The sequence below is a fragment of the Roseovarius tolerans genome (assembly GCF_900109855.1).
GTDB classification, from domain to species: domain Bacteria; phylum Pseudomonadota; class Alphaproteobacteria; order Rhodobacterales; family Rhodobacteraceae; genus Roseovarius; species Roseovarius tolerans.
Window position 1 is genome coordinate 15,997 of sequence record NZ_FOBO01000016.1, and the last position, 25,273, is coordinate 41,269.

General features: G+C 63.9%; 24 protein-coding genes and 1 pseudogene. 8 read left to right on the top strand and 17 right to left on the bottom strand.

What is annotated here, in order from left to right:
• Nucleotides 1–158: 158 nt before the first annotated feature.
• The 16 genes and pseudogenes from BMX04_RS14665 to BMX04_RS14735 all read right to left on the bottom strand — a co-directional run bounded on the left by BMX04_RS14665 (nucleotide 159) and on the right by BMX04_RS14735 (nucleotide 15,371).
• A complete protein-coding gene (locus BMX04_RS14665; RefSeq protein WP_074787670.1) occupies nucleotides 159–1,934 on the bottom strand; it encodes an SLC13 family permease in 1,776 nt (591 codons plus the stop codon).
• A 145-nt stretch (nucleotides 1,935–2,079) separates the two neighbouring features.
• A pseudogene (locus tag BMX04_RS14670) lies at nucleotides 2,080–2,202 on the bottom strand (3-keto-5-aminohexanoate cleavage protein); the annotation flags it as partial.
• 68 nt (nucleotides 2,203–2,270) lie between these two features.
• A complete protein-coding gene (gene dxs, locus BMX04_RS14675) occupies nucleotides 2,271–4,199 on the bottom strand; it encodes a 1-deoxy-D-xylulose-5-phosphate synthase (RefSeq protein WP_074787671.1) in 1,929 nt (642 codons plus the stop codon).
• Nucleotides 4,200–4,293: 94 nt separating this feature from the next.
• Entirely contained in the window at nucleotides 4,294–5,388 is a 1,095-nt protein-coding gene (gene pufC, locus BMX04_RS14680) for a photosynthetic reaction center cytochrome PufC (protein ID WP_074787672.1), read from the bottom strand.
• Between the two features lie 3 nt (nucleotides 5,389–5,391).
• Nucleotides 5,392–6,381, bottom strand: coding sequence for a photosynthetic reaction center subunit M (pufM, locus tag BMX04_RS14685; protein ID WP_074787673.1), 990 nt, complete (start codon nucleotides 6,379–6,381; stop codon nucleotides 5,392–5,394).
• Nucleotides 6,382–6,384: 3 nt separating this feature from the next.
• The gene (gene pufL, locus BMX04_RS14690) at nucleotides 6,385–7,224 is read right to left on the bottom strand and encodes a photosynthetic reaction center subunit L (RefSeq protein WP_074787674.1); all 840 of its coding nucleotides are present in this window, start codon (nucleotides 7,222–7,224) and stop codon (nucleotides 6,385–6,387) included.
• Between the two features lie 123 nt (nucleotides 7,225–7,347).
• Nucleotides 7,348–7,509, bottom strand: a complete 162-nt coding sequence (gene pufA, locus BMX04_RS14695; RefSeq protein WP_050662776.1) for a light-harvesting antenna LH1, alpha subunit — start codon at nucleotides 7,507–7,509, stop codon at nucleotides 7,348–7,350.
• Nucleotides 7,510–7,525: 16 nt separating this feature from the next.
• A complete protein-coding gene (gene pufB, locus BMX04_RS14700) occupies nucleotides 7,526–7,675 on the bottom strand; it encodes a light-harvesting antenna LH1, beta subunit (protein ID WP_050662775.1) in 150 nt (49 codons plus the stop codon).
• 135 nt (nucleotides 7,676–7,810) lie between these two features.
• A complete protein-coding gene (gene pufQ / locus BMX04_RS14705) occupies nucleotides 7,811–8,035 on the bottom strand; it encodes a cytochrome PufQ (protein WP_050662774.1) in 225 nt (74 codons plus the stop codon).
• Nucleotides 8,028–9,509, bottom strand: a complete 1,482-nt coding sequence (gene bchZ, locus BMX04_RS14710; RefSeq protein WP_074787675.1) for a chlorophyllide a reductase subunit Z — start codon at nucleotides 9,507–9,509, stop codon at nucleotides 8,028–8,030. Before bchZ ends, pufQ begins: the two co-directional genes overlap by 8 nt.
• An 85-nt stretch (nucleotides 9,510–9,594) precedes the next feature.
• A complete protein-coding gene (gene bchY, locus BMX04_RS14715) occupies nucleotides 9,595–11,145 on the bottom strand; it encodes a chlorophyllide a reductase subunit Y (RefSeq protein WP_074787676.1) in 1,551 nt (516 codons plus the stop codon).
• Nucleotides 11,142–11,303 carry a hypothetical protein gene (locus BMX04_RS19470; protein WP_175477380.1) on the bottom strand — a complete coding sequence of 54 codons (162 nt, stop codon included), beginning with the start codon at nucleotides 11,301–11,303 and terminating at the stop codon, nucleotides 11,142–11,144. Before BMX04_RS19470 ends, bchY begins: the two co-directional genes overlap by 4 nt.
• On the bottom strand, nucleotides 11,290–12,291 hold the full coding sequence (locus tag BMX04_RS14720) for a chlorophyllide a reductase iron protein subunit X (RefSeq protein ID WP_050662771.1): 1,002 nt from the start codon (nucleotides 12,289–12,291) through the stop codon (nucleotides 11,290–11,292). The genes BMX04_RS19470 and BMX04_RS14720 overlap by 14 nt, the downstream gene beginning before the upstream one ends.
• On the bottom strand, nucleotides 12,288–13,229 hold the full coding sequence (gene bchC / locus BMX04_RS14725; protein ID WP_074787677.1) for a chlorophyll synthesis pathway protein BchC: 942 nt from the start codon (nucleotides 13,227–13,229) through the stop codon (nucleotides 12,288–12,290). Before bchC ends, BMX04_RS14720 begins: the two co-directional genes overlap by 4 nt.
• 127 nt (nucleotides 13,230–13,356) lie before the next feature.
• Nucleotides 13,357–14,490: a methyltransferase gene (locus BMX04_RS14730; RefSeq protein WP_074787678.1), complete on the bottom strand. Its 1,134-nt coding sequence runs from the start codon at nucleotides 14,488–14,490 to the stop codon at nucleotides 13,357–13,359.
• A gap of 5 nt (nucleotides 14,491–14,495) precedes the next feature.
• Entirely contained in the window at nucleotides 14,496–15,371 is an 876-nt protein-coding gene (locus tag BMX04_RS14735) for a polyprenyl synthetase family protein (RefSeq protein ID WP_074787679.1), read from the bottom strand.
• Nucleotides 15,372–15,466: 95 nt separating this feature from the next.
• Between BMX04_RS14735 and crtD the strand changes: the two genes are divergently transcribed.
• A complete protein-coding gene (gene crtD / locus BMX04_RS14740; protein ID WP_074787680.1) occupies nucleotides 15,467–17,017 on the top strand; it encodes a 1-hydroxycarotenoid 3,4-desaturase CrtD in 1,551 nt (516 codons plus the stop codon).
• The gene (gene crtC, locus BMX04_RS14745; protein ID WP_074787728.1) at nucleotides 17,014–17,889 is read left to right on the top strand and encodes a carotenoid 1,2-hydratase; all 876 of its coding nucleotides are present in this window, start codon (nucleotides 17,014–17,016) and stop codon (nucleotides 17,887–17,889) included. The genes crtD and crtC overlap by 4 nt, the downstream gene beginning before the upstream one ends.
• A 3-nt stretch (nucleotides 17,890–17,892) precedes the next feature.
• On the opposite strand, the gene BMX04_RS14750 is transcribed toward crtC, so the two are convergent.
• Nucleotides 17,893–19,470, bottom strand: coding sequence for an NAD(P)H-hydrate dehydratase (locus BMX04_RS14750; RefSeq protein WP_244888565.1), 1,578 nt, complete (start codon nucleotides 19,468–19,470; stop codon nucleotides 17,893–17,895).
• Between the two features lie 200 nt (nucleotides 19,471–19,670).
• Here BMX04_RS14750 and BMX04_RS14755 point away from each other — a divergent pair, with 200 nt between their 5' ends.
• The 6 genes from BMX04_RS14755 (at nucleotide 19,671) to BMX04_RS14780 (ending at nucleotide 25,218) form a co-directional block, all read left to right on the top strand.
• Entirely contained in the window at nucleotides 19,671–20,009 is a 339-nt protein-coding gene (locus tag BMX04_RS14755) for a P-II family nitrogen regulator (protein ID WP_050662767.1), read from the top strand.
• Between the two features lie 31 nt (nucleotides 20,010–20,040).
• A complete protein-coding gene (glnA, locus tag BMX04_RS14760; RefSeq protein WP_074787682.1) occupies nucleotides 20,041–21,447 on the top strand; it encodes a type I glutamate--ammonia ligase in 1,407 nt (468 codons plus the stop codon).
• Nucleotides 21,448–21,626: 179 nt separating this feature from the next.
• The gene (locus tag BMX04_RS14765) at nucleotides 21,627–22,502 is read left to right on the top strand and encodes a hypothetical protein (protein ID WP_217644500.1); all 876 of its coding nucleotides are present in this window, start codon (nucleotides 21,627–21,629) and stop codon (nucleotides 22,500–22,502) included.
• Between the two features lie 101 nt (nucleotides 22,503–22,603).
• Nucleotides 22,604–23,410: a lytic murein transglycosylase gene (locus BMX04_RS14770; protein ID WP_083398206.1), complete on the top strand. Its 807-nt coding sequence runs from the start codon at nucleotides 22,604–22,606 to the stop codon at nucleotides 23,408–23,410.
• 100 nt (nucleotides 23,411–23,510) lie between these two features.
• Nucleotides 23,511–24,170 (top strand): hypothetical protein, encoded by a 660-nt coding sequence (locus tag BMX04_RS14775; protein ID WP_074787684.1) that lies wholly within the window; start codon nucleotides 23,511–23,513, stop codon nucleotides 24,168–24,170.
• An 88-nt stretch (nucleotides 24,171–24,258) separates the two neighbouring features.
• Entirely contained in the window at nucleotides 24,259–25,218 is a 960-nt protein-coding gene (locus BMX04_RS14780; protein WP_074787685.1) for a metallophosphoesterase, read from the top strand.
• The last annotated feature ends 55 nt before the right edge of the window (nucleotides 25,219–25,273 follow it).

Sequence of the window (25,273 nt, forward strand, 5' to 3'; positions counted from 1 at the left end):
GCACGTGATCGCCATATCACGGCCAAGATGTCGCTCTCGGCCGACGCAAAACAGGGCATCGAACTGGCCGACGCGGTTTGCGACGGGATTTGCAAGGCGCATCCGGGGCCGCGATGATCAACGCCAGGGCGTGCGCCGGCCCGTCCTGACAGCACATTTCAGAACGGAAAGAACAGCGGGATGATGATCACCGCGACCACGGCGAACAGGATGTTGAGCGGCAGGCCCACCTTGATGAAGTCGGTGAACTTGTAGCCCCCCGCGCCGTAGACGAACGTGTTGGTCTGATAACCGATGGGCGTCGCGAAACTGGCCGAGGCCGCGAACATCACCGCCATGATGAACGGGCGCGGATCGAAACCGAGCTCGAGGGCGAGCGCGATGACGATGGGGCCGATCAGAACCGCCACCGCGTTGTTCGACACCATCTCGGTCAGCGCATTGGTAAGGACGTAGACGGCGGCGAGGATCGCCAGCGGGCCGACGCCGCCCGATGCATGCACCACCGCCTCGACGATCACGCGCGCGGTCCCGGTCGCCTCCATCCCCATCGACAGGCCCAGCATCCCGAAGATCAGGAACAGGATGCGCCAGTCGATGGCGTCGAACGCCTCTTCGGGATCGACGCAGCGGGTCACCATCACCACCACCGCCCCGATCACCGCAAGGCCCGCAATCGGCATGATGCCGAGTGCGGCCAGCCCCATCACACCAAAGATCGTCGCAATCGCAATCGGGGCCTTGGCGCGCCGCTGCGGGCGCTCGGTGGGCGCGGACAGGTTGACGATGCCGCCATCCTCCATCATCCGCTGCAACCCCTCGGGTGGCCCTTCCAGCAGCAACGTGTCGGCGAATTGCAGGCGCAGGTCCTGCAATTCCTGGCTGATATTCTGCTCCTGCCGATGCACGGCCATGAGATAGACGCCATATTTCCGGCGCAGCTTGAGATCCTTGATCGGCCGTCCGCGCAGATGCGAGTTCGGCCCCACACTCGCCTCCATCGTGATCGTCTGATCGGCGGTCACCGGCTCGACATCGTGATCGTCGCGGTCCCGAAAGGCGATCTGCCCGTCCTCCTTGAGGCCGAGGATCTCACCGGTGCCGGTCTTGAGAACCAGCCGGTCACCGACCTCCAGCACCAGATCCTTCATCGTGCGGCGCATCGAGACCTCGCCGCGCACCACGTCGAGGATCCGCGTCTCGGCCGTGTTGAACGGCAGGTCCGACAGCCGCTCGCCGACATATTTCGATCCGTTCGGGATCAGCAGGCGGGCCAGGAACCTGCGCTTGCCTTCCTGTCCCAAAAGCCCCGACAAGGACGCGCGATCGGGCAGCAGAAACCGACCCGCAAAGACCATGTAGAGCATGCCCGTCGTGGCAAAGATCAACCCCGGCAGCGTCATCTCGAACATGGTGATCATCGGCTGCCCGGCCTCCTGTGCGACGCCGCTCATCAGGATGTTGGTCGAGGTGCCGACCAGGGTCAGCGTGCCTCCGAAGATCGCCGAGAACGACAGCGGAATCAAAAGCCGCGACGGGGCCACCCCGATCGAGGCCCCGACCGAGATCATGATCGGCGTGAGCAGGATCACCACCGGCGTGTTGTTCATGAACGCCGAGGCCCCCATCGTGCCCGCCATCATCAACAGCATCGCCCGCAGGTACGATCCTCGCGCCTGCCGTTTCAGGACATCGCCGATGATCGTCAGCACCCCGGTGCGTTCCAGCGCCGCCGAGATGATGAACATCATCGCGATGGTGATCGGCGCGGAGGAGCTGAACACCGTTAGAAAATCGCCTGTCTCGATGATGCCCGTCGCCAACAGTGCCGCCGAGGCCGCCAGCGCGGTGACCTCGGGCGGATAGATCTCCTTGAAGAAGCTCAGGAAAACCACGCCGACAAGCGCGAGAACGAAGATCTGGTCGAGACTCATGTATGACCCTCTCATGGGCGATGGCACTCGACAGGTATAAACGATAAAGGGTCTCTCGGTTTCAATCGCAAACTGAAGGGTTTGCGCGATCTGATGCCGATATGTCCATGTCAGGGCAAGGAATTCCTCGCCATGGCCTCGGCGTCACGCCCATCACGAACTGAATATAGGGCGTGCCGGCCAACTGCCCCTTGGCGGCCATGTCCTGGGCCTTCAGGATATGGCTCAGATCAAACGCCTCGATCTCGGGCTTGCCGCCGTGGCTCGCGGCCCGTTGGGGCGCGTATCGCGCGGGTGCTTCAAATCAAAGCCCGCGCCATCCCAAAACCTACCCCGTCACACCCCGCGCAGCGGCACAACCTGTGCCTGGCCCGGCACCGCCACCTGTCGGATCGTCGCCGCGATATCGCCCGCCGTCATGCCCGCATCCGCGTACATCTGCGCCGGGCTCGCCTGATCTATATACCGATCCGGCAGACAGATATTGCGGATCGCCAGCCCCCGGTCGAACGCCCCGCGCGCCGCCAGCTCGTGCATCACGATGGAGCCGAACCCGCCCATCACGCCTTGCTCGACGGTGATCAGCGCCCGGTGATGCCGCACAAGCTGCATCAGAAGATCGGTATCGAGCGGCTTGGCAAAGCGCGCATCCGCCACCGTCACCGAAATCCCCTCCTCAACCAGCATGTCGGCCGCCACCTGACACTCAAAAAGATGCGCGCCGAAACTCAGGATCGCCACATCCGTGCCTTCCTCGATCACCCGGCCCTTGCCGATCTCCATCACCCTGCCCCGTTCGGGCAGTGCCGCGCCGGTGCCTGCCCCGCGCGGATAGCGAAAGGCAATCGGGCCTGCGTCATGCGCCGCCGCCGTAGCGACCATATGCACCAGTTCCGCCTCGTCCGAGGCCGCCATCACCGTCATTCCCGGCAGGTTACTCAGATAGCCAATGTCAAACGCTCCGGCATGGGTCGCGCCATCCGCGCCCACCAGCCCGGCCCGGTCAATCGCAAACCGCACCGGCAGACCTTGCAAGGCCACGTCATGCACCACCTGGTCATAGGCACGTTGCAGAAACGTCGAATAGATCGCGCAAAAAGGCCGCAGTCCGCTCGCCGCCATGCCCGCCGCAAAGGTCACCGCATGCTGTTCGGCGATCCCCACATCAAACACCCGGCCCGGAAACCGCTCAGCCATTTTCGACACGCCGGTGCCGTCCGGCATCGCCGCCGTCACGGCGACCACGCGCTCATCGCGCGCCGCCTCATCGGTCAGCGCCTGCCCGAACACCGAGGTGTAAGACGGCGCACCGCCCGAAGATTTCGCCTGCGCCCCGGTCATGGGGTCGAATTTCGACACGCCATGCCCCTTGTCGGCGGCATCCTCGGCGGGGGCATAGCCCTTGCCCTTGACCGTGCAGCAATGGATGAGCACCGGCCCCGTCGCCCGCGTCCGCGCGGCGCGCAGCACCGCCAGCAATTGCCCCATGTCATGCCCGTCAATCGGGCCGACATATTGAAACCCCAACTCCTCGAAGAGCGTGCCCGAGCCCGTGAGCCCCGTCACCAACTGCCGCGCCCGCCGCGCGCCGTCGCGCATCGGCGCAGGCAATGCGGCCTCGAACCCTTCGGCCAATGACGCCACGCGCGCCAAAGGCTCGCTGGCATACATCCGGCTCAGATAGGACGACATCGCGCCCACCGGCGGCGCGATGCTCATCTCGTTGTCATTCAAAATCACGAACAGCCGCCGCCCCTCGGCGCCTGCGTTGTTCAGCGCCTCATAGGCCATGCCCGCGCTGATCGCCCCGTCGCCGATCACGGCAATGGCGTCGCCCGTGGCCTGCCCCATGTCGCGGCCCACGGCAAAGCCAAGGGCGGCACTGATCGAGGTTGAGCTATGCGCAGCCCCGAACGGGTCATGCTGGCTCTCCGACCGCTTGGTGAACCCGCTCAACCCGTCCTTCTGCCGCAGGGTGCGGATACGGTCGCGCCGCCCGGTCAGTATCTTGTGCGGATAACATTGATGGCCCACGTCCCACACCAGCTTGTCCATCGGCGTGTTGAAGACCGCGTGAATCGCCACGCTCAACTCCACCACCCCAAGGCTCGACCCAAGATGCCCGCCGGTCTCGGAGACGGCCGAAATCACCTCGGCGCGCAACTCGTCTGCCAACAGGGCCAGCTTGTCATCCGGCATCTGCCGAAGGTCAGACGGCCCGGCGATCCGGTCCAACAGCGGTGTCTTGGGGGTCTCTTGGGTCATGTCGGCCTCCTCCTCGGTGGCGCATCGCCACCCGCGCGAGGGCGGCGCAAACTCTGCGGCGGGGGCGCAATCATCCGCGCCCCCGCGCCTTGGATCAGTTGCCGTAATCCGGCTCGCCACTCGTGGTGGCAAGCTCCGGCCAGTCCTTGATCACGTTGGTGCCCTGCAGGGGCTGCTGATAGCCCTTGTGGCAGGTCTTGCAGGCGGCTTTCGGCGCGTCGGCATAGACCGGGCCAAGCCGGTTCTCGGGCAAGAGGCCCTCGAGCGGCACCAGGTAGGTGTTGTTCAGCTCCAGAACCATCTGGATGCCCAGCATCTCGGTGCCCCATTGCGGCGTCACTTGGGACCCGTCGTAGAAGGCGCGGGAATTGTGACAGAACACACAGTTCACCCCGAGCGAATTGCTGACATAGTTCATCAGCGAATAGGTCCGCTCAGCCTGCTGAATGCCCGGATAACCATCCGTCCCCGGCACACCCGCGACGCGGCTTTCAAGGTCGTGGACATTGATCGGCTCACCGTCGAGCAGGTACTTCTCCAGCGCATCTGAGGGCAGCGAGGTATATTGCGACTGCATCGTCACACGGTTCTGATTGGCCGACCAGCCTTCGACGCTCTCGTTTACCGGGCTGATCTTGTACCAGACATCCGAGGGCACCGGCTGACCACGGTGGCAGGTGTAACAGGTCACACCCACCTCCTTGTTGGCCATCACGTGACCGGCCCATTCCTCGTTGAGATTCTGGGTCATCCCGATCATCACATGCCCGACGCTGGTCTGATAGCTTGCCGGATCGTCGAAGAGATCGGGAATGCCCGTCCATTCGCGCATCGCCGCCAGCAGCCGGTCATAGTTCTCGACCGTCAGACCCTCCAGCCCCGGCGGCACGTTCTCACGCGCCGCACCGGCCGTCTCTTCACCGCCCTGCGGCACCACCGGCGCGGAGGTCGAGGCGAAAAACGCCTCGATCCCCGGGTCCGGCTTGGCAAGATCGACCTTGAACTCGGGGCGCGACATGCCGGTGCCACGCGGGCCGGTCTGCAGACTATCCGTCGCATTGGGCTGCCCGAAGGCGATCAGCATGGTCGCGGTGAACACCGCCCCCCCGATCACCCCGATGGCAATGGCAGGGCCGTAGATGTCCTTGGGGTTCTCGCGGTTCCATTTGTCAAACCATCTTGGAAACATGACTCACTCTCCCTGTCCGATGAAGGCTTCGTAGGAGCCGTAAGCCTCGTAGCCGTAAGAGCCGTCATACATGGGCGCGAAATTATGCTCCTGTGCCCAGATGAACCAGTTATCCACCACAGTCCCCGTGAGCAGGATACCGATCCCGCCAGTTATCGGGGTCAGCACCGCGAACCACCAGGCCCACCGGTGAATGCCTTCCATCGTGGCGTTGAAGCCCATGGTCCAGCGCCAGAAGAGGGCGGCGCGCTCCGAGGCGGTGCCACGGTCGACGATCTGCTCCAGCTCCCGGTCGCCGCCGTAGCGGGTGACAGCCAGAATGGTCGCCCCGTGCATCGCAAAGAGCAGCACCGAGCCATAGAGGAACACGATCGAAAGACAGTGGAACGGGTTGTAATAGAGGTTGCCGTAGCGGATCGAGAACGCCGTGGTCCAGTCGAGATGCGGGAAGATCCCGTAAGGCACCGCCTCCGACCAGCTGCCCATAAGCACCGGGCGAAAGAGACCCAGAACCAGGAACAGCCAGATCGCCGAGCCGAACGCCCAGAACACGTGCTTGCCCATCTTGTGGCTGACTGCGAGCTGATAGCTGCGCGCCCACCACGCGAGAACCGCGACCAGCAGGAAGAACGAGGAGATGATATACCAGCCCCCGTCATTCAGCGGCGGCATCGACAGCCCATGCTCCGGCCCCGGCGGCTCCAGCGCCAGCCAGAACAATTGCCGCAGGAACTCCGGCAAGGACCAGCCCACCTGCGCCAGCATGTTCATGCCAACGATGAAGAACCACAGCAGGCCGCTGGCAAGGCTCAACACCCCCAGCATCCCGAGGTTGATCGGCCCCAGCTGCGCATTGCCCAGCCAGCCCAGCAGCTTCGAGAAGCCGGGCTTGCCGACACGTTCCTCGGTCAGGCGCCCACCGGTGTCGTCCATGCCCATCTCGGGCGTGCCCTGCACCTGCACCTGGGTGAAGATATTCTGATATTCAATCATCGGTCACATCCCTACCTGAGAGGGCCAGATCGGCAGTTCGAGCCACCAGTTCCACCATTCGGGCCAGCCCTTGGTCCAGACCGGGCCGGAGATGATGATGCAGATGGCCGACCAGAACCCGGCATTGAGCGCGAGCAGCAGGCCCACACGGTGAATCCCCAGCGTGCCGACCGAATAGCCGATGAAATCGCGAAAGAACGTGTCCTCGTGATCCGGCGTCTTCATGTCCTCGCCCTTTTCAGGGTTCGCCGCCGACAGGATCAGCCCGCCATGCAGCGCCAGCGCCAGCGTCGTGGTGAAGAAGAACGTCACCGCCAGCATATGCGCGGGGTTGTAGTGGAAGTGCAGATAGGCATAGCCGGTGTTGCTGACCCAATCGAGATGGCTGAAGATGCCATAGGGAAAACCGTGCCCCCAGGCCCCCATCAGAAACGGGCGGAACACCACCAGCGTCACATAGGCGAAAATCGCCACGCTGAAGGCAAAGGGCACGTGATAGCCCATACCCAGCTTGCGGCAGATTTCCACCTCGCGCAGCGCCCAGCTGCAAAAGGCACCGATCGCGCAGATCGTGATGATCTGCCACAGACCGCCGTCCATCAGCGGCGCCAAGCCCAACCCGTATTTCAGGTCAGGCGGCGCAATATTTATGAGCCATGGGTTGAAGGTGCCCTGTTGCGAGGCCCCCCAGAAAATCAGGATGGTCCCAAGGAGGGCGAAAAAGGCCGTCGTGACCCCGAAAAAGCCGACATAGAAAGGTCCGACCCAGAAGTCGAACAGATCGCCGCCAACGAGCGTCCCCCCGCGGACCCGGTATTTGCGTTCGAAACTGAGCAAAGCCATCGTCTTAAGTCTCCGCGTTCGGCCACGGGAGCGGAATCCGCCCGAGAGGCCAGTTTATTTTGATCTTGATAGCTGCGGGCGATGCACCGGGCCGCGCCCGCAGCGGGCTTTAGAACAGCGTGATCACCCGCCGTACTTGGCAGTCGCGATTTCAAGCCAGTTGAAACCGTCGGTGCTCAGAAGCACGAGGTGAATCATCACCGCCAGCAGAAACAGGAATACGCCCTGCGCCACGAAAACGCGGCGGGGGTCGAAGATCAGCCAGATCTTGTAAAACTTAGCCATTTTCTAACCCCTTTCTTCAGAACCACGGGAACCAGATGAAGGTTGCGATATGTGCAACCACTGCAATTGCCGAGAACAGCCAAAGGCCGCTCATATAGACAGAATGCAGCTCCTGGGCCTGCTCGTCTGTGAGACCTGTGAAGGACAGGTCGGATTTATCAGCCATGAACTTTCCTCCGGAATGTTATGCTGACGCCGCGTTCCCCGCGGCCGGGTCCTTTGGGCCCTTCGTGGTCCCTCAGGTTTCTGTCCACCCGTTGCCGGGCAGGCAGCTCGTGTCTCGGTCATGGGCCATTACGGCTCAGACCGAGAAAATCATTGGCGTCACCCGGTCCGCCTCTAGCCATGCGCGCGCCAGCGGGCCGCGCAAGTTGAGGGTGCGGTGACGGATCACGTCGCGCATCCAACGCAGGGTTGCGAAGGGGATGGCGACAAAGAAGATGCAGAAGAAATACACATGGTATTCCGCGCTGCGCGGGCGTCCCGCGCGGCTCCGCTGCGGCGGGTTGGATGTCATGTCAGTCATCGGTCAGATCCTCCTTGTCGGATGCTGTCGGAAGTGTGGAAAACGCCTGGATGGTCTCCAGAACGACACGTTCGTCGCCCTGACGCAGTGCTGCCTCCTCGGCGGCATCGCGCAGTGTCTTGGCGGCGGAAATACGGGTAAGCACGGGATGGCTGGACACGATCCGCTCCAGCTCGCGCGCGGCATCCGAATCCCACGGAAAATCGCGGCGCAGCTGCGTCGGCGTGGCCGATCCGGCGTCCATCTCGGACCCGAGGGGCAGGATGTGGAACAGCGCATCGAATAGCCCGTTGCACACCTCCTGCAACAGATACGTGGCCCCGGCATAGCCCATCATCGGCGTGCCCGTGGCGCGCCGGATGGCGGCACCGGGAAAGGATGCGGGAATGAAGGTCGGGCGCGGGCCATGCCCGGCCTGCATCTCGGCGAGATACATTTTCTCGTTGATCGACCCCATCAGGATCAGCGGGCGCTTGTTATGCACCAGCGATCGCACTTCTTCATTGTTCGTCTTGGTGCCCGCGCACCGCGCCACCGCAAAGGCGCAGGGCAGTCCCAGATCACCTTCGAGGTAGTTGCGAATCCCGCGCGCATAGGTCTCGCCCGCGACGATCCCGAAATTCGCGGTGGCAAAGAAATCCTGCGTGACGCTGCGCCACAGATCCCAGACCGGCTTCAGCGTGGAATGCTTCTCACGGGCAATGAACGGTTCCGGGTCAAGCCCCAGCATCTCGCCGAGTTTACGCAAGAACAACGTAGTCGACTCGACACCAATCGGCGCTTGCAGATAGGGCTTGCCCAGAACCTCGGCCAGACCGCGGCCAAACTCACGATACATCACGATATTCGCATCGGCGTTCACCAGGTTGCGCATCTCCGCGAGATGCGCGCCCATCGGCATCACCATGTTGACCTCAGCCCCGAGGCCTTCGACCAGACGCCGGATCTCGGCCAGGTCCGAGGGCATGTTGAACGTGCCGTACATCGGCCCGAGGATATTGACGCGGGGCAAACTGCACTCCTCGCGCTTCTTCTCGGGCGGCATGCGCCCCTTGGTCATGCCCCATTCGGTGAACAGCCAGGTCATCGCCCGGTCGGCGGCCTGCCATTGATCCTCGTCGATGGTGCGCGGCAGGAACCGCTGAATGTTGGTGCCCTGCGGCGTCACCCCCCCGCCGATCATCTCGGCAATCGAGCCGGTGACGACCACGGCAGGCAGCGCCGGGTCGAGCGTGCCCCAGGCGCGTTTCATCGCCTCTTCGGTGCCCGAACCCATTTCGCCCTCACCGAGGCCGGTAACCACGATGGGCAACTCATGCGGCGGCAGCGCGTCTGTATAGTGCAGGACGGATGTGACCGGCAGGTTCTCGCAGCCCACGGGACCGTCGATCACCACCTGCAATCCCTTGACGGCGCAGAAGGCATAGACCGCCCCCCAGTATCCGCCCGCGCGATCATGGTCCTGAATCAGCATGGCGCACCGCCTTGCCGCGCACCGACGCAATACCGACGTGATACCGACGCGATACATACAGCGATATGTTGAGCCATCCCGCGCATCAGATCATCTCCTGCGCTTTGGCCGCGCGGGCCTTCTTTTCGATCTTCTTTAGGTTGGTCGCCCGGAAATCCTCGCGGATATTCGGATCGCCTTCCCAGACACCCGCGGTGTCGCCGGTGCCCACGCCCTCGAAGAACGCACGCATCTTTCCCATGCGGTCCTTGTTGCCCATGGCGGCATTGACCACCTCGGCCAGACTACCCGGCCCTGCGGGGCCCATCAGGGGGCGCGCCGACATGAGGTTCGTGAAGTAAAGGCTTGGAATACCTTTTTCTTTTGCCTTTTGCACAACAGGCGTCGTGCCGATGGCAAGGTCCGGTTCCAGCCCTTCCATCGCGGCGCAATCATCCTCCAGAGAGGCCCGGAATTTCACCGTCACACCGCGCGACGTCAGCCATTCGGCATCCGCCGCCGACCAGGGCGTCTTGGGACAGGCGGTGCCCACATACGGCACCTCCGCCCCGCTCTCGATCAAGAGCCGCGCAACGAGCAATTCGCTACCTTCATACCCCGACAGCGTGATGCGCCCCTCGATGGGCGAATTGGCCAGCCCCTCACGGATCGCTGGCAGGAAAGCGTTCTGCGCAGCGGCAATCTTTTCCTCTGACAAACCAAACGCTTGCCCGATGTTCTTCAACCACTCAGAGGTGCCATCATGGCCCACCGGCGCAGAGCCCACGATGGGCCGACCGGCGGCCTCGAACTCGCGCACAGCAGCCGTGTAGAACGGATGAACCGCCGCCACCGCCCCGCAATCCAGCGCCGCATAAAGCTCACGCCATTCACGGCACGGCACCACCGGCCCGGCCGCCAACCCCATCGGCGCCAGCATCGCGCCGATCATCATCGGATCAGCCGGAAACATCTCGCCCAGAAGGGTAACCGTAGGCCGATCCGACACGCCCGATTCCGGCGCCGCCACCGGCCCCGCCTCGACCTCCTGCCGCGCATAATTCAGCATCGCCCCCGCCAGCACATCCTTGGCCTCGGCATGGGTGGGAATACCAAATCCCGGCACGTCGATGCCGACAACACGCACCCCGTTGATTTCATTCGGCAAAAGGCGCAGCGGCACACCGCTCGCCGTGGGCACGCAGAGATTGGTCACAACGATGGCATCGAACCGGTCCGGGTCCGCCATCTCATGCACGCTCTCGCGGATATCCTCAAAGAGCTTGCCAGTGACCAGCGTCTCCGAATTGAACGGCACATAGCCGACCGAGCGCCGCGCACCGTAGAAATGCGAGACAAACGTCAGGCCGTAGACGCAGCAGGCCGACCCGCTCAGCACCGTCGCCACCCGTTTCATCCGCAAGCCCACACGAAGCGAGCCGAAGGCGGGACACATGCTTTGCGGCTGATCATGCGGCCCCTTGGGATAGTCCTTGGCATATTGGTCGAGCAATTCGGACTGCCCCGCCATGCGCGCGGCCTTCTCCATCTCGGACCCCGAATGACAGCCCATCCCCTCCTGCGGTGCAGCCTCAGCGGCGGGATCAGTGATCACAGGCGCGTCGGCGGTGCCGTCATATGTGACTTCATCGCTCATGACGCCCGCCTTTGGGGGGTGTCCTCACCCCGGTCGTTGATCGTGCCTGCGTCATGGATATCGGCCATTAGGCGACGCAGTTGATCCGGCCGGGCGCGCGCCAGCATGCGCTGCACCTGGGTCAATGTCTCGCGGCGGGGCTGTTCAGGCGTCGTCATAAACCACCTCCAGCGATGCCTTGGGGGCGGCGTATTTGCCGCGCATGTCCTCGTCCGTCGCAGGCTCCAGCACGTAGTCGCCGCCGGTGTCCTTGCTGTCGAACAGCCCCAGAAGCCCGTCCTGATCAAGCGGCGTGGGCCGCACCGGCGGCGCGATGGAGACCGCATCGGCCAGTTCGGCGAACAGCCCGCCCCACTGGCTCTGCGATGTGCCGACAATCTGGTAATTCGCGGATTTCTTGCGCAGGTCGTCATCCTGCGGAATGGCGGCCAGCACCGGGATATCCACCGCCTTGGCAAAGGCCTGCGCCTCGCCGGAATGGTCGTCCTTGTTGATCACAAGGCCCGCGACACCGACATTGCCGCCCAGCTTGCGGAAATACTCCACCGCCGAGCAGACGTTATTGGCGACATAGAGCGATTGCAGGTCATTGGACGCCACCAGAATGACCTTCTGCGCCATGTCCCGCGCGATCGGCAGGCCGAACCCGCCACAGACCACATCGCCCAGAAAATCCAGCAGCACGTAGTCGAAATCCCAGTCGTGAAAGCCCAGCTTCTCCAGCAGTTCAAAGCCGTGGATGATGCCGCGCCCGCCACAGCCCCGGCCCACTTCCGGGCCGCCCAGTTCCATGGCAAACACGCCGCCGCGCTTGAAACACACGTCGCCGATCTTCACCGGCTCCCCGGCAAGGTTCTTCTTGGTCGAGGTCTCGATGATCGTCGGGCACGCCTTGCCGCCAAAGAGCAGCGAGGTGGTATCGGATTTCGGGTCGCAGCCGATCAGCAGCACCCGCTTGCCCTGTTCGGCCATCATGTGGCTGAGATTGGCGAGGGTAAAGCTCTTGCCGATCCCGCCCTTGCCGTAGATCGCGATGATCTGGGTCTTGGAGGTCGGTTCCTCGGTGATCAGATCGGCCAGATCTTCATGCGCCTCATCGCGCAGCCGCTGGTCGAAGTCCTTGAGATTCGGCACGTCGTCCTTCACGCTGCATCCTTCCAGTTGAGTATCATTTTCAGGCAGTCGGGGTCACCGAAAGCCGTGCGGTAGGCGCTCGGGGCCTCTACGGCGGGGGCCTGATGGGTAATCAGTCCGCCAAGGCTAAGCGCCCCCTGGTCGATGAGCGAACTCACCGCTGCCAGGTCCTCTCGCGCCCATTCGGCTGCCACACGCAGCCGTGCCTCCTTCATGAAGGCGGGCGGAAAGGCAAAGCTGAGCGCCTCGGGGTAAAACCCGGCAAGGACGATCTCGCCGCCCTTCTGAATGCGCCCGATCAGGTCATTGAGGATCGCGGCATTGCCCGACGCGTCATAGATGGTGCGATAATCGCGGCGCGGGTCGTCTGCCGGATCGATGACCTCGTAGCCCCGCGCGCCGTCCCGCCGTCCCGGCTCGGTCTCCCACACGGTCGGCGCAGGCGCGCCCGCCGCAAGGGTGAGCCGCGCCAGAAGGCGGCCAAAGACGCCGTGCCCGACGATCAGATCAGGCACCGCCTTATCCAGTCCCGCCATCGCATGCCGCGCCGTGGCCGCAAGCGCCAGAAGCGCGCCCTCTGGGCCCATTTGCGAATCGATTCGAGTAACACGCGATGCCGAGGTGACCAGACGCGACGCCGCGCCGCCAAAGAGCCCATACGCCCCGTCAAAGCAATCGGCGCCCGGAACGAACACATGATCGCCGGGGCGATAGCCCGTGCCCTGTGCGGCTTCGACCACCTCGCCGGCGGCCTCGTATCCCGGCACCAGCGGATAGCCCATGCCCGGAAAAGGCGGCATCGTGCCGTTCCAGAACAGCTTTTCGGTACCGGTGGAAATCCCTGAATGGGCGATCTCGACCACAATATCGCCCGCGCCCGGCGCCTTGAGCGCGAGGGTGTCGAGATGAAGATCCTCGGGACCGTTCAAAAAGACAGCGCGGGTTTCCATGATCGCCTCCCAGCTGTGGCCCGTTTCCTGCGCGAAAGACTCAGCAGGTGGATACGGGTTCATGATGTCAGTCTACTCGGACATGTTTATGTGTCAAGTTTGCGTTACACATTTGCCTGAAATACTGTCATTCCGCCTTAACGCAGCTCAGCGCCCCGGTGATGTAGGGGCGCGGCGCGCGCGGGATCGTGACGGTGTCAAAGCCCGCCGCGCGACACATCTCGGCGATCCGCGCGGCAGAGCGCACGCGCCCGGTGCCCATGGCCATGGTATAGAACGAGAAATATACGTCCCCTGCACGCTCGGGCCGGGCCCCGCCCGACATCGGCTCGGCCACGATCAGTCGCCCGCCGGGCGGCAGGGCGGCATGGCACTTGGCCAGCAGGTCGGTCACCGTGTCATCGGCATGATCATAGAGCACGCGGATCAGCGAAATCGCATCTGCCCCTTTTGGCAGCGCCTCGTCGCGGAACGAGCCGCCGCAAAGTTCGACACTGCCCGACAGCCCCGCCTCGGCCATACGGCGCGTGGCCTCTGGCATCACCTCGGGCAGATCGAAGAGTTGCAGGTCCAGGCGCGGATGGCGCTGCGCCACCGCGCGCAGAAACGCACCCGATCCGCCGCCCACATCCATCAGGCAAGATACCCCGCGCAACGGGATCATCCGCAGCACATCCTCGGCCACCAGAACCTGGCTCTGCGCCATCAGGTCGGAATACCGCTCCGCCACATCGGGGGCGATGTCGCCGCCGGTGCCAAACACGTAAGGCCAGAACCGCGCGAGTTCCGTCTCCCCCTCGCCACGCAAAAGCGCGACCGGATCAGCCATGTCGGCATAGAACGCCCGGTGGTGGCGAATCATCGCCTCCAGCCCCGGCACCCCCAGCAAGGCCGCCCCGCGCCGGGCCAGTGCAAACCGCCCGTCGCGCCGACGCTTCAGCAACTCGAGCGCCGCCCCCGCCTGCAACAGATGCGCCATCCGGTCAGCAGGGATGGCGGTGGCGCGGGCCAGCCCCTCGGGCGTTTGCGGGCCGAGATTGAAGAGACGGCGCAGGATATCCAGCTCGATCAGCGCGAACAGAACCTGCGATTGCACGAAGCCCTGCACGACATCAAAGAGCGCCGCACCGTCGCTGCGGGCAATCCCCCGGCTGAATGGTAACCGACTGGCAAGGCTCTGGAATCCGGGATTGGCAAGCAGCCGCGCGATGAGCCCCGCGCGCGGGCGACGCGGGGCGGGGGCTGCGTCCTGCACCGCCATGCGGCTCAGACCGAGCTTCGGGCGCGTGTGGGCACCTTGGGCATGATCTGTTGCGCCTGCTTGCGCACCATCTGCGCGAGCGCCGCCTCACCGGGGCAGGAGGGAATCGAGGCAATGGCCCCGGCCAGAATATCACCCAACCGCGCCATCGCACCCTCGACGCCCAGTTCCGCAACCGCATTGGGCCGCCCGTGGAGATCATCCTGTCCCACCGGCTTGCCAAGGCTCGCCTCATCGAGCAGCGCATCGCGCAGATCGTCGGCAACCTGAAAGGCCTCGCCGATCAGCGCGCCCAGATCGGTCCAGTTCTCGGGCGCATGCCCCGCCGACAGCGCCCCCATCTCGGTCGCGGCCATGAACAGCGCCCCGGTCTTGGAGCGGTGATAGGCGCGCAGATCGATTTCGGGCTCGCTCTCCCATCCCTGCCCGGCGCAGATGCCGTTGGGCATGCCGGTCCGGTCCGAGAGCGCGCGGATCAGCCCGAGCGCACGGGCCGCATCGTCCGCGTCGGCGCGCGACAGCACGTCGAAGGCCATCACGATCAGGCTGTCGCCGGTCAGCACCGCCAGCGGCTCGGAATAGGCGCGATGCACGGACGGCTTGCCGCGCCGCAGATCGGCATCATCGAAACAGGGCAGATCGTCATGCACGAGGCTCGCGCAGTGAATAAGTTCCAGCGCCGCCGCTGCCCGATCGGTGAGCGCGGGGCGATCGTCGCCGCAGGCCATCGCGACAGAGACCAGGATCGTCGGCCGGATACGCGCGCCGCCGGGCGTTGTGGCGTAGTCGAGCGCCGAGGCCAGTTGGCGCGGGGCAAGCCCGCCCTGACCCCGCCTGATGGCATCGCGCAACGCGCTGTCGATCCGGTCGCTGAGTGGCATGCAAGCCTCCTTCGCTCTGCGTATGTCACTAATGTATGACATATCATGTGTAAATCATACTGGACACATTGCGCATTCGAGTCAACAATCGCCCCATGAGCAAAAGAAATTTCCCGGAGCACAGCACCCCGCCCGTGATCGTCGTGGGCGCGGGCGTGGCCGGGCTTGCGGCGGCGGCGCGGCTGGCGCAGGCACGGCTCCCGGTCACGGTGCTGGAGCGCCACGCCGCCCCCGGCGGCAAGATCCGCGCCCTGCCCTCGCGCGCCGGTCCGGTGAATACCGGGCCCACCGTGCTGACCATGCGCGCCGTCTTTGACGATCTCTTCGCGCAGCTTGGCACCCGGCTGGAGGATCACGTGACCCTGCATCGGCAAGACGTGCTGGCGCGGCATTTCTGGCCCGATGGCAGCACGCTCGACCTCTATGCCGACCACGAGCGCAGCGCGGCGGCGGTGCGCGATTTCGCAGGGTCCCGTGGCGAGGCGCAGTTCCGCCGCTTCTGCGCGCGCGCGAGGACGCTGTTCGACGGGTTCGACGGCCCGGTGATGCAGTCTGCCACGCCATCGCCCGCGCGGCTGATCGCGCATGTGGCACGACACCCGCATCTGATACGCGCAATGGCCCCCGCTTCGTCGCTCGCGGGGATGCTCCGGCGCAGCTTCGACGACCCGCGCCTTGCGCAGCTGTTCGGGCGCTACGCCACCTATGTCGGCGGCGCGCCGGACAAGGTGCCCGCACTGCTCGCGCTGATCTGGGAGGCCGAGGCGGCGGGGGTCTGGGTGGTCGAGGGCGGCATGACGCAGCTTGCGCAGGCGCTCGCCGATCTGGCCGTCAAACATGGCGCGGTGTTCCACTACAACGCCCATGTCGCGCAAATCGAGACGGAAGAGGGACGCGCCGCGCAGGTGGTGCTGGCAGACGGCTCGGCGATGGCCGCACAGGCGGTGCTCTTCAACGGCGACCCCCGCGCGCTTGCCACCGGCGCGCTCGGGCCGGATGTGGCGCGCGTGGCCCCGCAGACCGCCCGTGCCGCGCGCTCGCTCTCGGCGGATGTCTGGGCCTTTGCCGCCACCCCGCACGGCCCCGATCTCGCCCATCACAACGTGTTTTTCCGCGAGGACGCGCAGGCCGAATTCGACGCCCTCGCCAACGGCACCCGCCTGCATGACCCCACGCTCTATGTCTGCGCGCAGGATCGCGGTTTGCCCGCGTCGCCGCCAGAGATCGAACGCTTCGAGATCATCGCCAACGCGCCGCCCCTGCGCCCCGGCCTTGCCCAATCAGAGGATATCCACGCATGTCAGACACGCACCTTCCAGATGCTGCGCCGTTTCGGGCTGCGCTTCGATCCCGCGCCGGGGCCGGAGTGCCTGAGCACCCCGCAGACCTTCGAGAAACTCTTTCCCACGACACTCGGCGCACTCTACGGGCAGAGCCCGCAGGGCATGTTCGCGGCCTTTCAGCGGCCGACGGCGCGGACGCAGGTGAAGGGGCTCTATCTGGCGGGGGGCGGGGCGCATCCGGGGGCGGGTGTGCCGATGGCGACCCTCTCCGCGCGGCATGCGGCCGAGGCGATCTTGAGCGACCGAATTTCGACCTCGACGTGCCCGAGAACGGCTATGCCTGGTGGTATGTCGACGGCCTGAGCGACGACGGTAGCCGCGCGATCAGCGTGATCGGCTTCATCGGCTCGGTGTTCTCGCCGTGGTATGCGTGGTCGGGGCGCAAACGCCCGGCGAACCATGTCTGCATCAACGTGGCCACCTATGGCCCCGGCGGTCGCTTTACCATGACCGACCGGGGCGAAAGCGCCCTGCGCCAGAGCCGCGACTGCCTGACCGTCGGACCCTCCTCGATGCGGTGGCAGGGCGACCGGCTGGTGATCGACGTGAACGAGATCGGCGCGCCACCGATGGTGTCCCGCGTGCGCGGACGGATCACCGTCACACCCACGGCGCTGACACAGGTGGAACTGCCCCTCACCCCCGATGGCAGCCATATCTGGCGCCCCTTCGGCCCCACGGCAGATATCGAGGTCGATCTGGAGACCCGGGGCTGGCAATGGCGCGGGCATGGCTATTTCGACGCTAATTTCGGCACCCGCGCGCTGGAACAGGATTTCGGCTTCTGGACCTGGGGGCGCTACCCCGCGCGCGGCGGCAGCACCTGTTTCTACGATGCCACCCGGCTTGACGGTTCCGACCTCGCGACGGCGGTGCATTTCGATGCTCAGGGGCGCGCGCAGGTGATCGACGCAGCCCCCAAGGCGCGGATGCGCCGCAGCCTATGGGCCGTGGCGCGCGAGACGCGGGCCGATCCGGGCTATCAGCCAAGGCAGATCAAGCCGATGCTCGATGCGCCCTTCTATTGCCGCTCCGCCGTGCGGACCTGTCTGGATGGCGAGGAAACGGTGGGCGTGCATGAGGCGCTCGATCTGCGCCGGTTCCGCGCCGCCCTGCTCAAGCCGATGCTGGCCGTGCGGGTGCCGCGCCGGGCTCAGTGGCAGTTCGAGGACTGAGCGTCAGGCCCCGAGCGCGCGCAAGACCGATGGCAGTTCCTCGGGCAAGTCCTCGGCGATCAAGCCGGGACCAAAGGAGCGCGCGCATTCGACATGCAGCCAGGCCGCAGTTTCAGCCGCCTGCATCGGATTGAGCCCCCGCGCCAACAGTCCAGTGATGAACCCTGCCAGAACGTCGCCCGATCCCGCAGTGGCAAGCCAAGGTGCTGCGCGCTCATACTGCGCGGAGTTGATGCTGCATCGCCCGTCAGGCGCGGCGATCACCGTATCGGGGCCTTTGAACAGCACCACGCAGCCCGCCCTTTTGGCCGCCTCTCGGGTGGCATCCACCTTGGAATAGGCCGGGCCCTTTGTGGCCGGGGCGTTCAGCTTTTCAGCGATATCCGGGAACAGGCGGGCGAATTCCCCACCATGGGGCGTCAACACACAGTTCTCGTGAAGCATATCAAAGAGCGTCTCCGGCGCGTCCTCGAAAGCGGTCAGAGCATCGGCGTCCAGAACCGTCGGACGGGGGCCATTCCCGCCAAGCGCGACGGGCACCAAATCCCGCGCGCGCTCCACGCCCATGCCCGGTCCCAGACACAGCGCATTGATCCGGGTGTCCTCAAGCACCTCAGCAAGGGCTACGCCATCGTCAACCCGTCGCAGCATCAACGCGGTGATCTGCGTCGCCACCTCCATCTGTGCCGCCCCCGGCACGCCAAGCGTCACCACCCCCGCCCCGACCCGCAGCGCGCCGCGCGCCGCCAACCGCGCGGCACCGGCCTTGCCCGCACCGCCGGACAGGATAAGCGCGTGGCCGTGGGAATACTTATGACCCGCGCGCTTCGCGACGGCGCGCAGCGTTTGGCATGCCACAGCGTTCACAATCTCCGGCCCGGCCCGGTGCCTCAGGCCTATGTCCTTGACTACGACCTTGCCGCAGGCAATGGGACCGTCCTGCAACACATGGCCCAACTTGAGGCAATGAAAGCTCACCGTCAGATCACTGTGCACGCTTGCTGCTTCCAAACGATCGGGAAGACCAGTGAACTCCTCGGACGCCAATACCCTGCCGCTATCGCTGCACAGACCGCTTGGCAGATCGACCGACACGATCACCGGGGTCCAGTCCAGCCTGTCACCTTCGGTGATATGCGCGCCCCAGCCACGGCTGTCGCACAAATCCAGAAGCACGCCTCCAAGACCCCGCACCGGGCGAGTGAGACCCGTGCCAAAGATCGCATCGACGACCAGTGACGGCTTGCGCATCGAAGGCTCAAGCGTGGCGGTCAACGTTGCCACCTCACCCATCTCTAGCCATTTCTCGTAGTTCACCTTCGCATCGCGCGACAGCTTGGCAGGCTCACCGTAGAGATACACCTCTACCTCCCAACCCCATTCCTTCAGCAGCCGCGCCACCACAAATCCGTCGCCGCCATTATTTCCCGGCCCGCACAACACAACCGCCCTGTACGGCGCCTTGGCAAGTTCCGGCCATTCCTCGAACACTGCCTCGACCACGCCGCGCCCGGCGCGCTCCATCAGTTCCAGCCCGGTGACCGTACCCGACTCGATTGCCGCCTGTTCGATGGCGCGCATTTGCGCGGCTGTGAGGATTTCGAGCAATACCTGACCTCTAGTGATTCATTTTCGCCTCAAAATGAGGCGATATGCATAATTATTAGGCAAAACACATCCGGCGACGCCTGGAACCTGCCAGTTGCAACCGTAACCGATTGAGCCCCCCGCTGAGAAGTGGTCTGCACGTTGCGAAACGACAGCCGAGGAGGCCCGCGCCCATGAAAAAGATCGAAGCGATCATCAAGCCCTTCAAACTCGACGAAGTGAAGGAAGCGTTGCAGGAAGCTGGTATTCAGGGCCTTTCGGTGATCGAGGTCAAGGGGTTCGGTCGCCAGAAGGGCCATACCGAACTTTATCGCGGAGCCGAATACGTGGTGGATTTCCTACCCAAGGTGAAGATCGACGTCGTACTCGACGACGATCAGGTCGATGCCGCCATCGAGGCGATCATCGACGCCGCGAAGACCGACAAGATCGGCGACGGCAAGATTTTCGTCAGCCCCGTCGAACAGGCGATCCGCATCCGCACCGGCGAGCACGGTCCGGACGCGCTCTAACCCATTTCCCAGCAAGAAAAGGAAAAAGAGAATGAGCAAAGACGCGATTCTCAAGCAGATCAAGGACGAGGATATCGAGTATGTCGATATCCGCTTCACTGACCCGCGCGGCAAGCTGCAGCATGTGACGGTGATGGCCGATCAGGTCGACGAGGACTTCCTCGATGAAGGATTCATGTTCGACGGCTCCTCCATCGCAGGATGGAAGTCGATCGAAGCATCGGACATGAAGCTGATGCCAGCATTCGACAGCGCCTATGTCGATCCGTTCTACGCCGAAAAGACGCTTTGCATCCATTGTTCGGTTGTCGAGCCCGATACCGGTGAACCCTACAACCGCGATCCGCGCGGCACTGCCGAAAAGGCCGAGGCCTATCTGAAGGCATCAGGTATCGGCGATGTGTCCTATTGGGGCCCTGAGGCGGAATTTTTCCTGTTCGACGATGTGCGCGTCTCGAACTCGATCAACAAGGTGTCCTATGAGGTCGACGCGCTCGACGCATCCTGGAACACCGACACCGAATATGAGATGGGCAATACCGGCCATCGTCCCGGCGTCAAGGGTGGCTATTTCCCGGTGAACCCGATCGACGACGGTCAGGACATCCGTTCGGAAATGCTGTCCACGATGAAGCGCCTCGGCATGAAGGTCGACAAGCACCACCACGAGGTGGCCTCGTGCCAGCACGAGTTGGGTCTGATCTTCGGCACGCTGACCGAGCAGGCCGACGAGCTTCAGAAATACAAGTATGTCATCCACAACGTGGCGCAGGCCTATGGCAAGACCGCGACCTTCATGCCCAAGCCGATCTATGGCGACAACGGCACCGGCATGCATGTCAACATGTCGATCTGGAAGGACGGCAAGCCGCTCTTTGCCGGTGACAAGTATGCAGATCTGAGTCAGGAAGCGCTGTGGTTTATCGGCGGCATCCTGAAGCACGCGAAAACGCTCAATGCCTTCACCAACCCGTCGACCAACAGCTACAAGCGTCTGATCCCCGGCTTCGAAGCCCCTGTGCTGCGCGCTTATTCAGCCCGCAACCGCTCGGGCTGCGTGCGTATCCCGTGGACCGAGAGCCCCAAGGCCAAGCGCGTCGAAGCGCGTTTCCCCGATCCGTCGGCGAATCCCTACCTGTGCTTTGCCGCGCTGCTTATGGCGGGTCTCGACGGTATCAAGTCGAAAATCGACCCGGGCGAGGCCATGGACAAGAACCTCTACGACCTGCCCGCCGAAGAGCTTGAGGGAATTCCCACCGTCTGCGGGTCCCTGCGCGAGGCGCTGGATGCGCTGAAGGCGGATCATTCGTTCCTGCTGGCCGGTGACGTCTTCACCAAGGACCAGATCGACGGCTATATCGACCTGAAGATGGAAGAACTCGAACTTTATGAGCACACGCCGCACCCGGTTGAATTCCTGATGTACTATAGCTGCTGAGGCGGCCGGTCGGTCACTAGCGGCCACCATGCTAACCAAGAAGGCGTCCCCATCCGGGGGCGCCTTTTTTCAGTTCGGTGCCATCGTTGCCGTTCAGGAACCAAAACCACCAAAAAGTAAGGATTGCCCCAATGTATCCTCATTTGAAACAAACTGGTTCCGTTTTCTTGGGTCAACTTATGAGTGTGAAAACACGAATGGACCCGACCATGACCCATACCACTCACAAGGTTACGGCAGGGCTAGTATTTCTCGGTATGAGAGCACTCGACATCACTGCGATCACCAAGCGGATCGCGCACACGCTGGACCAAATCGGCGTGGAATTGACCGCGCAGCGATGTCTTTCAGAAGAGGCGGCAGTCTTGCGAACGCGCGACTTCGACCTGCGCGTCACGATCGAACGCAAGCGGCATATCCCGAAACTGGATTTGCCGGCGGATCACTATATCGGCCTGACGCTGATGCGCGAAGACGGCCCGCTCTGGACCGATCCGGAAGCATCGCAGACGGTCTTGGCGCAGACACTTGCGGCCCTGCATGTGCCACTTGCACCCGACTTCGTGCAATGGACAGAGCCGGACGCGCTGTTGACACGGGCCGAATTCCGCGCCGCCATCAGCCCGCCACAGGACGCGGAAACACGGCGCGCTCGCAGGCGCCCCGGACGAGAGCGCCTGCCGGATGTCGAAACCGCCTATTCCGGGCTACAACACAGCATTCCCGGTGCGGGAGATTACAGCGAAGCGGATGAAGCGCGCCTGCGCGCACTGCACGCAGCGTTCTGCGACCCGGAGCCCGAAGAGGTCGACGATCCCGGTGAAGGGATTCGCGAGCCAACGGCACCATTGCGACTGAGCGTCTGGATGATGACGATCACGCTTGGGCTCTTTGCCCTGCCGGTGGCCGCAGCCCTGACAGTGTTCAACCTCTTGCGCGGAGAGAACCTTCGGCTTGCCTCGCATACCGCCGCCCTCACCGGCATGTTCATGGCCCTTCAGGCACATGGCGCAGTGGCAGAGGTTCTAGAGATCGTGCAGGGCATCGGAACATGACCCATCCAGGGGCCTCATGCCGCTTTGTGATGTGCCACGGGCGCGGTATGCTGCACCCCGAACACAGTCTGTTTGGGAGAATTCGGATGCTGAAGACCGCTATGATCCGCCGCGTCGTTCAGGGCCTCGGGCTCGGGTTTTGCCTGATGGGGGGATCGACCGCACTGGCCGCCCCCTGCGGCAATACAGGCCAGGGCTTCGAGAACTGGAAGGCAGCGTTCGCCCGTGAGGCCGCCGCCGAGGGCGTGGGGCCGCGCGGGCTGGAGGCGTTGCAGGGCGCGCGCTACGCAACCCGTACCATCGCGGCGGATCGCAATCAGAAAAGCTTTCGCTATAGCCTGGAGAAGTTCATGCAGGTGCGCGGGGCCGACACCATCGTGGCGCAGGGCCGCAAGCGGCGCGCCCGCGACGCGGCCTTCTATGATGCGCTCGAGCGGCAATATGGCGTGCCCTCCGGGGTTCTCATCGCGATTCACGGCATGGAGACTGGTTTTGGGGGCTTCATGGGCGACACCTCGGTGGTCTCGGCTATCGTCACGCTGACCTATGATTGCCGCCGCTCTGACTTTTTTCGTCCGCATGCCATCGGCGCGCTCAAGCTGGTGGATCGCGGGTCGATCACGGGCCAGACAAAGGGCGCGCGACATGGCGAGTTGGGCCACACGCAATTCCTGCCCGGCAATGCATTGGCTTTCGGCGTCGATGGCAATGGCGACAGGCGTGTCGATCTCTACAACCTGACCGATGCCATGGCCTCCACCGCGTACTTCCTGCGGCAGAAGGGATGGCGCCCCGGTGCGGGATACCGTCAGGGCGAGCCCAACTTCGCAGTCATCGAGCAATGGAATGCGGCCACCGTCTACCAGCAGGCCATCGCCCTGATGGCGGCGCGGATCGACGGGGGCTGATCCCCACAACACAGGTCGGGCATGTATGTGCGCCCGGCCACTGGTTTCAGAGTGCCAAATACGTGCGGTTTAAAAGACCCAACGATAATCGAGGCATGACATGAACAAGCAGAACTTCGGCGAAATCGCCGCCTTGGAATATCACCATCCACCCGAGATGGAGTTCCCGGATATCGTCGAGGAATTCGACATCGCCTCGCATGCATTGGCGACGCAGGTGCGCCGTTTGACATGGGATGGCGAGGATGTGGCGATCATCGACCGCGAATCCGTGCGCATCGCCCTTGGCTGGTTGCCACCGGAACGCGCGCAGCGCCCGCATTATCTGGTGATCGCCGTCGGCCCGCCGGGGCGCAGGGCCCGCGCCACGCTTGATCCCTCAGCCTATGAGATGCTGTTGCGCCGGGCGGTCGAGCGGGTACGCGATTACCTGCCCTATGACGCAGAGCTGACCGGCCCTGCCGCACAACCGATCGGCTCGGCCCTGCTGGACAGGACTTTCGAACTGTTATCGGCGACCGCACCCAAGACCGCGAAGGCCAGCACCCGCAAGAAACCCCGCCAACCGAAAGGAGAAGACTGGTCCGACGGGGCAATGGATGCTAACGAGGCGCGCAGACATCCGCCACAGGCCTCTGTGCCCATGCGACTGACAATCATCACCTTCGGTTTGACGCTTTTCATCCATGCGCCGCCAGTAGGGGCCGCGCTGCTGACATACACCACGCTGCGCGAGGCGCAGCCGCTGCTGCTTGGCTAGACGGGCGCGGTTGCGCAACCGACATTGAACTGTCGCAACCAGCGGATATGCTACTAGGCGAATTCTTCACAGACCGCCGAGGGTCCGCATGCTCAAAGCCGCGCTACTCGCCGCTGCCGTTTTCGCCCTTCCGCACATGGCGGCCGCGCAGCCTTTCGATCTGGTCATCCTCGGCGACATGCCCTATGGCCCGCCCGAGGCCAGCTACCCGCCTTTTGAGGCGCTTATTGAACGGATCAACGAAACCACACCCGATCTCGTTATCCATGTGGGCGACACCAAGTCCGGCGGTAGCCCCTGCACCAACGCAGTACTGGCAGAACAACTCGATTACATGCAGCGGATTACCGCGCCCGTACTCTACACACCCGGCGACAATGAATGGACCGATTGTCATAGTGCGCGGGCCGGTGGCTTCGATCCGCGCGAACGCCTCGCCCATATCCGCAGCACCTATTTTGCCACACCCGGCCAGAGCCTGGGTTCCCGCCCGTTGCCCGTCGATAGCCAAGCCGAGGCCGGCTATCCCGAGAACGCCCGCCTGATGCTGCAGGGCGCGATGGTGGTGACCGCGCATATTGTCGGCTCCAATAACGGGTTTGAACCCCATGACGCGGAAACAGCACTTGAGGCGCTTGCCCGGGATGCCGCCAACCGAGCATGGCTGACCTCCGCCTTTGCCGCCGCGCAAGAGGCCGGGGCGGGAGCCTTCATTCTCGCCATTCACGGAGACATGTTCGAATTCGGCTTTGGCCCGCCATGGAATGCCGAGGCCTTTCTGCGTCATTCCGGTTTCGCCCGTTTTGCGGAACTGCTCATTGAGGAGGCCAACCGCTTCGCTCGTCCGGTCCTGCTGACCTATGGCGACAGCCACCGGTTCCGGATGTTTCGACCCTTTCCCAAAAGGGCGCCGGGGATCATGGCGCTGGAGACCTTCGGGGCCGCGCATATGCATGCGGTCGCGGTCACGGTCGATGCATCCGCGCCCTATCCGTTCAGCGTGCGACCCTTGTTGAACCCGGCGCAACCCTTGGGGTCACCCGAATGAAGCAGCCCTTCTGGCGGCCATTCATAGGCAGCATCAGGCCAACACTTGCCCCTTT

Coding starts and splice junctions, on each gene's coding strand:
- BMX04_RS14770 (WP_083398206.1), top strand. CDS start 22,604: ATGATCCGCCGCGTCGTTCAGGGCCTCGGGCTCGGGTTTTGCCTGATG.
- BMX04_RS14765 (WP_217644500.1), top strand. CDS start 21,627: ATGAGTGTGAAAACACGAATGGACCCGACCATGACCCATACCACTCAC.
- pufL (WP_074787674.1), bottom strand. CDS start 7,224: ATGGCTTTGCTCAGTTTCGAACGCAAATACCGGGTCCGCGGGGGGACG.
- glnA (WP_074787682.1), top strand. CDS start 20,041: ATGAGCAAAGACGCGATTCTCAAGCAGATCAAGGACGAGGATATCGAG.
- pufC (WP_074787672.1), bottom strand. CDS start 5,388: ATGTTTCCAAGATGGTTTGACAAATGGAACCGCGAGAACCCCAAGGAC.
- crtD (WP_074787680.1), top strand. CDS start 15,467: ATGAGCAAAAGAAATTTCCCGGAGCACAGCACCCCGCCCGTGATCGTC.
- BMX04_RS14750 (WP_244888565.1), bottom strand. CDS start 19,470: ATGCGCGCCATCGAACAGGCGGCAATCGAGTCGGGTACGGTCACCGGG.
- BMX04_RS14730 (WP_074787678.1), bottom strand. CDS start 14,490: ATGGCGGTGCAGGACGCAGCCCCCGCCCCGCGTCGCCCGCGCGCGGGG.
- pufA (WP_050662776.1), bottom strand. CDS start 7,509: ATGGCTAAGTTTTACAAGATCTGGCTGATCTTCGACCCCCGCCGCGTT.
- BMX04_RS14665 (WP_074787670.1), bottom strand. CDS start 1,934: ATGAGTCTCGACCAGATCTTCGTTCTCGCGCTTGTCGGCGTGGTTTTC.
- bchY (WP_074787676.1), bottom strand. CDS start 11,145: ATGAGCGATGAAGTCACATATGACGGCACCGCCGACGCGCCTGTGATC.
- bchZ (WP_074787675.1), bottom strand. CDS start 9,509: ATGCTGATTCAGGACCATGATCGCGCGGGCGGATACTGGGGGGCGGTC.
- pufM (WP_074787673.1), bottom strand. CDS start 6,381: ATGATTGAATATCAGAATATCTTCACCCAGGTGCAGGTGCAGGGCACG.
- BMX04_RS14755 (WP_050662767.1), top strand. CDS start 19,671: ATGAAAAAGATCGAAGCGATCATCAAGCCCTTCAAACTCGACGAAGTG.
- BMX04_RS14775 (WP_074787684.1), top strand. CDS start 23,511: ATGAACAAGCAGAACTTCGGCGAAATCGCCGCCTTGGAATATCACCAT.
- BMX04_RS14780 (WP_074787685.1), top strand. CDS start 24,259: ATGCTCAAAGCCGCGCTACTCGCCGCTGCCGTTTTCGCCCTTCCGCAC.
- pufQ (WP_050662774.1), bottom strand. CDS start 8,035: ATGACTGACATGACATCCAACCCGCCGCAGCGGAGCCGCGCGGGACGC.
- dxs (WP_074787671.1), bottom strand. CDS start 4,199: ATGACCCAAGAGACCCCCAAGACACCGCTGTTGGACCGGATCGCCGGG.
- bchC (WP_074787677.1), bottom strand. CDS start 13,229: ATGGAAACCCGCGCTGTCTTTTTGAACGGTCCCGAGGATCTTCATCTC.
- BMX04_RS14735 (WP_074787679.1), bottom strand. CDS start 15,371: ATGCCACTCAGCGACCGGATCGACAGCGCGTTGCGCGATGCCATCAGG.
- BMX04_RS19470 (WP_175477380.1), bottom strand. CDS start 11,303: ATGACGACGCCTGAACAGCCCCGCCGCGAGACATTGACCCAGGTGCAG.
- pufB (WP_050662775.1), bottom strand. CDS start 7,675: ATGGCTGATAAATCCGACCTGTCCTTCACAGGTCTCACAGACGAGCAG.